Source organism: Rhizobium sp. CG5, assembly GCF_023701945.1.
GTDB lineage: Bacteria > Pseudomonadota > Alphaproteobacteria > Rhizobiales > Rhizobiaceae > Allorhizobium.
The window spans coordinates 21,971-29,640 of the sequence record NZ_JABAEF010000033.1 but is presented as its reverse complement, the minus strand read 5'-3'; the positions used below and the strand labels follow the sequence as shown (position 1 = coordinate 29,640).

6 protein-coding genes are annotated in these 7,670 nt (G+C 62.7%); 4 read left to right on the top strand and 2 right to left on the bottom strand.

The annotated features are described in order from the left end of the window. Positions 1-283 precede the first annotated feature (283 nt). Complete coding sequence (cysG, locus tag HGO38_RS29900; RefSeq protein ID WP_250959438.1) at positions 284-1,588, top strand: siroheme synthase CysG; 1,305 nt, start codon at positions 284-286, stop codon at positions 1,586-1,588. On the opposite strand, the gene HGO38_RS29895 is transcribed toward cysG, so the two are convergent. After that, positions 1,537-2,592, bottom strand: coding sequence for a phosphatase PAP2 family protein (locus HGO38_RS29895; protein ID WP_250959437.1), 1,056 nt, complete (start codon positions 2,590-2,592; stop codon positions 1,537-1,539). The two genes, cysG and HGO38_RS29895, sit on opposite strands and share 52 nt — an antisense overlap. Positions 2,593-2,775: 183 nt before the next feature. On the opposite strand from HGO38_RS29895, the gene apbC reads away from it, so the two are divergent. Beyond that, positions 2,776-3,951: an iron-sulfur cluster carrier protein ApbC gene (gene apbC / locus HGO38_RS29890; protein ID WP_250959436.1), complete on the top strand. Its 1,176-nt coding sequence runs from the start codon at positions 2,776-2,778 to the stop codon at positions 3,949-3,951. A 64-nt stretch (positions 3,952-4,015) separates the two neighbouring features. On the opposite strand, the gene HGO38_RS29885 is transcribed toward apbC, so the two are convergent. After that, positions 4,016-4,495 (bottom strand): Hsp20/alpha crystallin family protein, encoded by a 480-nt coding sequence (locus HGO38_RS29885; RefSeq protein WP_250959435.1) that lies wholly within the window; start codon positions 4,493-4,495, stop codon positions 4,016-4,018. Positions 4,496-4,706: 211 nt separating this feature from the next. Here HGO38_RS29885 and HGO38_RS29880 point away from each other — a divergent pair, with 211 nt between their 5' ends. Beyond that, on the top strand, positions 4,707-5,684 hold the full coding sequence (locus tag HGO38_RS29880) for a magnesium transporter CorA family protein (RefSeq protein ID WP_250959434.1): 978 nt from the start codon (positions 4,707-4,709) through the stop codon (positions 5,682-5,684). 17 nt (positions 5,685-5,701) lie between these two features. Further along, positions 5,702-7,603: a potassium transporter Kup gene (locus HGO38_RS29875; RefSeq protein ID WP_250959433.1), complete on the top strand. Its 1,902-nt coding sequence runs from the start codon at positions 5,702-5,704 to the stop codon at positions 7,601-7,603. Positions 7,604-7,670: the final 67 nt, after the last annotated feature.

Genomic DNA, 7,670 nt, shown 5'->3' with positions numbered 1-7,670 from the left:
CCGGCACCGAGCCGAAGTAACCTTCAAGACAGGACATCGCAGTTCTCCTTTGAAAAACTGCCATCCCAATGAATCGTCCTTCGCCTCATTGGCAAGACAAAAATTGCCATATGCGATTCCCCTGCCCTCAAGGGGGGAGATCGGCAAGGGGTGCCGCAGTCAGCCCCTTTCTTCCGTCGATAGTGCCGACGTGCTTTTGGCGAAAGCACGTCCGGACTCCAATAACGGTCAAAGCTGGGTAAAGTGGTCAGCGACTCCTTCGATCTCCCCCCTTGAGGGGGAGATGCCCGGCAGGGCAGAGGGGGGTAACGACACCCACAGAGGCCAGATCCTCCATCACCCCGAAGCCTGGCACCCTGCGATCTTCACCGGCGCCGCGCTCGCCCTTGCCGATTGCGACACCGACGGCGAAGCCCAGGCGTTCTTCGACGCTGCCGTGTCAGCCGGCGTGCCGGTCAATGTCATCGACAAGCCGGCCTTCTGCCAGTTCCAGTTCGGATCGATCGTCAACCGCTCGCCGGTCATCGTGGCGATTTCCACCGATGGCGCCGCCCCGATCCTCGCCCAGGCGATCCGCCGCCGTATCGAGACCCTGCTGCCGCCGGCGCTGAAGCAATGGGCGGAGCTGGCCCAGTCGCTGCGCGAGCGGGTGAACGACATGCTATCCCCCGGTGCGCCGCGCCGTGCCTTCTGGGAGCGCTTCGTCGATCGCACATTCCAGGGCAATGCGGCACCGGAGGAGGGTGCCGCGCAGGCGCTGCTGGGCGAGGCGGAAAGGCTGGGGGGAGCGCCCGCCATCGGCCGCGTGACGCTGGTCGGCGCCGGTCCCGGCGATGCCGAACTGCTGACGCTGAAAGCCGTGCGCGCCCTGCAATCGGCCGACGTCATCCTGTTCGACGATCTGGTCTCCGACGAGGTGCTGGAACTGGCGCGCCGCGAGGCCAAGCGCCTGCTGGTCGGAAAACGCGGCGGACGGACCAGTTGCAAGCAGCAGGATATCAACGACATGATGGTGTCGCTGGCGAAAGCTGGAAAACGCGTCGTGCGGCTGAAGTCGGGCGATCCGATGATCTTTGGCCGGGCCGGCGAGGAGATCGCAAGGCTGGAGGCGGAAGGCATCGCCGTCGATGTCGTGCCCGGCATCACGGCGGCCAGCGCCATGGCGGCCTGTCTCGGCCTGTCACTCACCCATCGCGACCATGCCCAATCGGTCCGTTTCGTCACCGGCCATTCGCGCCATGGCGACCTGCCGGACAATACCGACTGGAAGAGCCTCGCCGATCCCTCGGTCACAACAGTCTTCTACATGGGCGGCCGCATGGCGGCGCGCATCCGCGCAGCCCTTGTCGAGCATGGCATGGGCGACGATACGCCTGTTGTCGTCATGGCAGCGGTGACCCGCGCCAACGAGACGCGCTGGCAGGGCAGGCTTGCCGATCTGCCCATGGCCATGCAGACGATCGGCGTCGATGAACCGGTGCTGATCGGCATCGGCAATGCGTTTGGAGCCCGGCGGTCGACAGTCGATGCGGATTGTCAGGACGTCGTGGAAAGCCTGCTGCCAGCGGTCAGCGGCAGGCGCCAGTAGCGGCTGAGACCAAGCCAGATCAGGCTGACGGTGATGGCGGCCAGATAGCCGTCGACGGCATAGTGCCAGCCGGTATAGACTGAGCCGAACTGGGTGAACAGCGCCAGCCCCCAGCCGGCAAGCGCGGCCGTCCGTCCAAGGCTGGTCAGATACCAGGCGGTCAGCACCGCCAGCGACACATGCACGCTCGGCATTGCCGATATGCCCGAGCCGAGCAGGGCCGAACCGCTGCGATAGCTTTCGAGCAGGTAGTCGGCATAGACCGGCACCGTCTGGATATAGGCATTGCCGGTAATCGTCTCGGTCAGGCCGACAAATCGGCCAGGTCCGAAAAATTCGCCGTAGAAGATCGGCCCGACCGAGGAAAAGGCCACGGCCAGAACGGTTCCGTTGATGACGAAGATCGCCACCATGGCGGCGCAATAGCGAAGGTATCGCCGGCCGCTTTCCATCAGCGCCACAAACAGCAGGTTGGCGAAAATCACCCCGAACCAGATGCGCGAATAGACGAAATCGACCAGCAGTCCGGTCGCTTCCGGCAGACGATGGGTCAGCCGCCAGGGTTCGCCGCCATGCAGCAACTCGTCCATAGCCGCAAGATGCGGGTCGGCATAGAAGCCGACAATGTTGGGAATATTGGATTTCAGCGTCGTGAAGGCCGTCAGCACGATCAGCGAAATGAGCACGGTGGCGGCCAGCCGGATGCGGCACTCCCAAAGCGTGGCCGAGATGAAGCGGATCGGCGAGACGGCGCGACGCTGGATGGCAAGCAAGGTCAGGATGGCCAGCACCGCCATGGGCAGCACGATGGCAAATTTCTGGGCATAGATCGCCAGCAGCGACAGATACGTCTCGGGATAGAGCCCAAGGGCCAGCGCGCTGTAGGCGATGGACAGGATCGCCACCGGATGGAGCCGAAGGGCAGCCGGTTGAGCGGAGGGGAGTGCGGGCGCGTCTGTGGAGATGACCGACGCACTGAAGCTTGACGATGTATCGGCGTCCAAAGCAGCGCTCCTCAAGGTTTGACATCGTTCGGGAGGCATCGCCTTGAAATCGCCTCTTCCGTTTGGTCGCGGAACGACCTATTTGAACCCTAGTGCGAAAAGGTTGGGGAATGGTAACCGGCTGCTCATCATCCGAGAGGCCGTTTTGAGACATCCGACCGCCAACGGTGAGAGTGAAGCATCATGACGGCAGTAAACACGCAACAGGTTCTCGAAGCGCTGAAGTCGGTCCGCAGTCCGGATCTCAACGGCAATATCGTCGACAGCGGCATGGTCTCGGATGTGTTTATCTCCGATGGCAAGGCCTATTTCTCGATCACCGTGCCGGCCGAGCGGGCCCGTGAGCTGGAACCCCTGCGCCAGGCTGCCGAGCGCACCGTCAAGGCCATTCCCGGCATCAAGGGGGCTCTGGTCAGCCTGACCGCCGAGAAGAAGGCCGGCGCTGCCGGCCAGTCGGCCCCGCCGCCGGCCGCCGCTCCCCATGCCCACGGCCACAGCCATGCCGGCCATTCCCACGCGCCTGCCGCGCCAGCCCCATCCGGCCAGCGCGCCGCAAAAGCCGATATTCCGGGGATCGGCGCCATCGTCGCCGTCGCCTCTGGCAAGGGCGGCGTCGGCAAGTCGACCACGGCGGTCAATCTGGCGCTCGCCATGATGGCCAATGGCCTGAAGGTCGGCATTCTCGATGCCGATGTCTACGGTCCCTCCATGCCGCGCCTGCTTGGCATTACCGGCCGGCCGCAGCAGATCGACGGCCGCATCATCGTGCCGATGGAAAATTACGGGCTGAAGGCCATGTCGATGGGCTTTCTGGTCGATGAAGGCACGGCGATGATCTGGCGCGGGCCGATGGTCCAGTCGGCGCTGATGCAGATGCTGCGCGAAGTCGCCTGGGGCAATCTCGACGTGCTGATCGTCGACATGCCGCCGGGCACCGGCGATGCGCAGCTGACCATGGCCCAGCAGGTGCCGCTATCGGGCGCCGTCATCGTCTCCACGCCGCAGGATCTGGCGCTGATCGATGCGCGCAAGGGCATCAACATGTTCAAGAAGGTCGAGGTGCCGGTGCTCGGCATCGTCGAGAACATGAGCTACTTCATCGCGCCCGACACCGGCAATCGTTACGATATTTTTGGTCATGGCGGCGCCCGCACCGAGGCGGAAACCATCGGCGTGCCCTTCCTCGGCGAAGTGCCGCTGACCATCTCGATCCGCGAAACCTCGGATGCCGGAACGCCGGTCGTGGTGTCGGATCCGGATGGTCCGCAGGCCAAGATCTACCGCGACATTGCCGAAAAGGTCTGGCAGCAGGTCGGCCTGCGCGCCGGCCGCGCGGCGCCGTCGATCGTTTTTGAGTAGGCGCCACTGGAAATTTCAACCGCCGCCCTCGAACGGATCGGGGACGGCGGGATCGCGCGATTGTTTATGGTTTTTGGATCGCGATTTTGCGTTCGACCGGCTCGGTGCCGGGCTTTTTCGGCATGCTGACGGTCAGCACCCCTTTATCGAAAGTGGCGCTCACGGCCGCCTCATCCACGGATGGCGGCAGGCGCATGGACCGCTGAAAGCTGCCATAGCGCCTTTCGCTGACATGGTAATTGTCTTTCTCGTCGGTCTTTTCGATTTTCTTCTCGCCCTTGAGGATGAGAAGTCCGTTGTGGATCGACAGGTCCACGTCGGTTTCCGAAAGACCCGGCAATTCCGCAGTCATCGTAAGGGCATTGTCGTTCTCGGCGATGTCGACCGAGGGCGCCATCAGTCCGGCGCCGATATTGGTCTCGTCCGTGAAGGGATTGCGATTGGCAAAGAATGTTTCCAGCGCCTGATCCATTTCCTTTCGCAGGGCAGCGAAAGGACTGTCGGACCACAGGCCAGGAAGTAACTTTGACGGCTGCTCAGTCATTTGATCCTCCATCATTGGTGGCCCCTGAACCCCGACTGCATGCTAGAACGACGGTCCGCCGCCGCATTGATCTGCGTCAACAGCCCTCGGCTGCCCCCTCCGTCCAGGGGGGATGGCGGCGCAAACTCTTGCCATTTTGGTAGCAAATGCTATTTGGATCGCTATTGGTGCAAGATCGCCTGGGCCGAACGCGTTTGAAGGTGTTTTGAATTTGATCAGGGCGTATCGGCTCGACGGGAGCGCGGAGATCATTCTGCCTGGGCAGCCGCCGGCGGCGCTCGATGCTGATATTCTATGGCTTGACCTCGTCAATCCGGACCGTGCGGAAGAACATCTCGCCGAAAGCCTGCTCTGTATTCCGATCCCGACCCGGGACGACCTGAAGGACATCGAGCCATCCAGTCGCCTCTATGTCGAAAACGGCGGCGTCTACATGACGGCCTCTCTGGTCTACAAGGTCGAAAGCGACCTGCCTGAACTGACCGACATCGCCTTCATTCTGGTCGGCAATCGCCTCGTCACCATCCGCTATGGCGAGCCCAAGGCGTTTGCGTTGTTCAGCGCCGCGCTGTTGCGTATTCCCGGCAAGTACAAGACCGGCTCGGAGCTGATGGCGCGGCTCTTGGAAACCATCGTCGACCGCACGGCCGAAGTGCTGGAGGTTGCCGTGGCGCGGGTCGATGCCCTGTCGGCCGAGGTTTTTGTGGATCGCAAGGCCGCCAAGCGCCGCCCGCCGCGTTTCCTGGAAGACAAGCTGATCGACATTGCCAGCCATCATCGCCTCGTCAGCAAGGCGCGCGACAGTCTGGTGACCCTGTCCCGGCTGATGACCTTCCTGGTGTCCCTGCCGGATGTGCGCAATGATCATGAAGCCGAAGAGCTTTGCCGCATCGTCACGCGCGACGTTCAGTCCCTGTCGGAACATGCCGGTTTCGTGTCGAATAACATCACCTTCCTGCTTGATGCCTCGCTCGGCCTGATCAATGTCGAGCAGAACGCCATCATCAAGATCTTCTCCATCGCCTCCGTGGTCTTCCTGCCGCCAACGCTGGTGGCGTCGGTTTACGGCATGAACTTTCAATTCATGCCCGAACTGGCCTGGAACTACGGTTATGCCCTTGCGCTGGTCGGCATGCTGCTGTCGGCGATCATCCCATTCCTGTTTTTCCGTTGGAAAGGCTGGCTCTGACGAGCCTGTAGGTCCCCATGCCCCAAGAAATCAGCGAGACACCTGCACCGCAGAAGACCATGCGCCGCTTCTTCCTGCTGGCGCTCGGCTCGGTCGGTGTCGTCTACGGCGATATCGGCACCAGCCCGCTCTACGCCTTTCGCGAAGCCCTGAAGCCGATCGGCCACGATGGTATCGAGCGCGTCGAGATCATTGGTCTCATCTCCCTGATGATCTGGGCGCTGACGATCATTGTCACGTTCAAATATGTCCTTTTTCTGCTGCGCGCCGACAATGACGGCGAGGGCGGCACGTTGTCGCTGCTCGCCCTGCTGATGAAGAGCGCCGGGCGTTATACGACGATCCTGACGATCATGGGCCTGGTGGGAGCCGCGCTTTTCCTCGGCGATGCGATGATCACGCCGGCCCTGTCGGTGCTGTCGGCGGTCGAGGGCCTGAAGCTGGTGGCGCCGCAATCGTCCGATTATATCGTGCCGATCGCCGTGGTCATCCTGATCGGCATTTTCGCCGTGCAGTCGCGCGGCACCGGTGCGGTGGCCATTTTCTTCGGGCCGATCACCGCCGTCTGGTTCATTGTCATGGCGCTCGGCGGCATCGTCCATATCGCCGACGATTTCGGCATCTTCGCCGCCTTCAATCCGTGGTATGCCATTACCTTCATGCTGCGCGAAGGCTTTCTCGGCGTGATCGTGCTCGGCGCGGTGTTCCTGACCGTCACCGGCGCCGAAGCGCTCTACGCCGATCTCGGCCATTTCGGCCGCCGGCCGATCCAGTGGGCCTGGTTCGTCCTGGTCTTCCCGGCGCTGGTGCTGAATTATCTCGGGCAGGGCGCCCTGGTCATGAAACATCCCGAAGCGGCCTCCGATCCGTTCTTCCTGATGTTCCCGGAATGGGCCTTGCTGCCGGTCGTCATCCTCGCCACCGCCGCCACCATCATCGCCAGCCAGGCGGTGATCACCGGCGCCTTCTCGCTGGTGCGCCAGGGCATTCACCTCGGCTTCCTGCCGCGCATGGAGATCCTGTTCACCTCCGAGACCAATACCGGCCAGATCTACCTGCCGTCGGTCAATACGCTGCTTCTGGTCGGCGTGCTCAGCCTGGTGCTGCTGTTCCAGAGTTCCGAGGCGCTCGCCACCGCCTATGGCATCTCGGTGACCGGCGCCATGGTGGTCACCACCGTCATGGCCTATCAGTTTGTGCGCAGCCGCTGGCGCTGGTCGGTGCTGCTGTCGATGGCTTTCCTTCTGCCGCTGCTGCTGCTGGAAATGGTCTTCCTGGGCGCCAACCTGCTGAAGGTGCATGACGGCGGCTATATTCCGGTGCTGTTTGCCGCCGGCTTCACCGTCGTCATGTGGACCTGGCGGCGCGGCAGCGCCATCCTGTTCACCAAGACGCGCCATGCCGATATTCCGCTGCAATCCTTCATCACCTCGATCGAGCGCAAGAGCGACCACGGGCCGGTCTCCGTGCCGGGCACGGCGATCTTCCTGACCAGCGATCCGGAAACGGCGCCGGCCGCCCTGCTGCACAACCTCAAGCACAATCATGTGCTGCACGAGCGCAACATCATCCTGACCATCAAGACCGTCAATCGGCCGCGCGCCGCACCGGCCGAGCGTTTCGTCGCCGAAAGCCTGTCGGAACGGTTCAGCCGGGTCGAGATCCGTTTCGGCTTCATGGAAAGCCAGAACGTCTCCCAGGCGCTGGCCCAGCTGCGCCGCGGCGGCCTGAAGTTCGACATCATGTCGACCTCCTTCTATCTCGGCCGGCGCAAGCTGGTGCCCGATGCCAAATCGGGAATGCCCTACTGGCAGGACCGTCTGTATATAGCGCTCGCCAATTCGGCCGCCGACCCCTCCGACTATTTCCGCCTGCCGGCCAACCGGGTGGTGGAACTGGGTTCGCATGTGATCATCTGAGCAGGACGGAACGAGGGTTCGATGCAGCATCAGCAGATCCTGGTTCGGCATTAACCATCCATCAAGG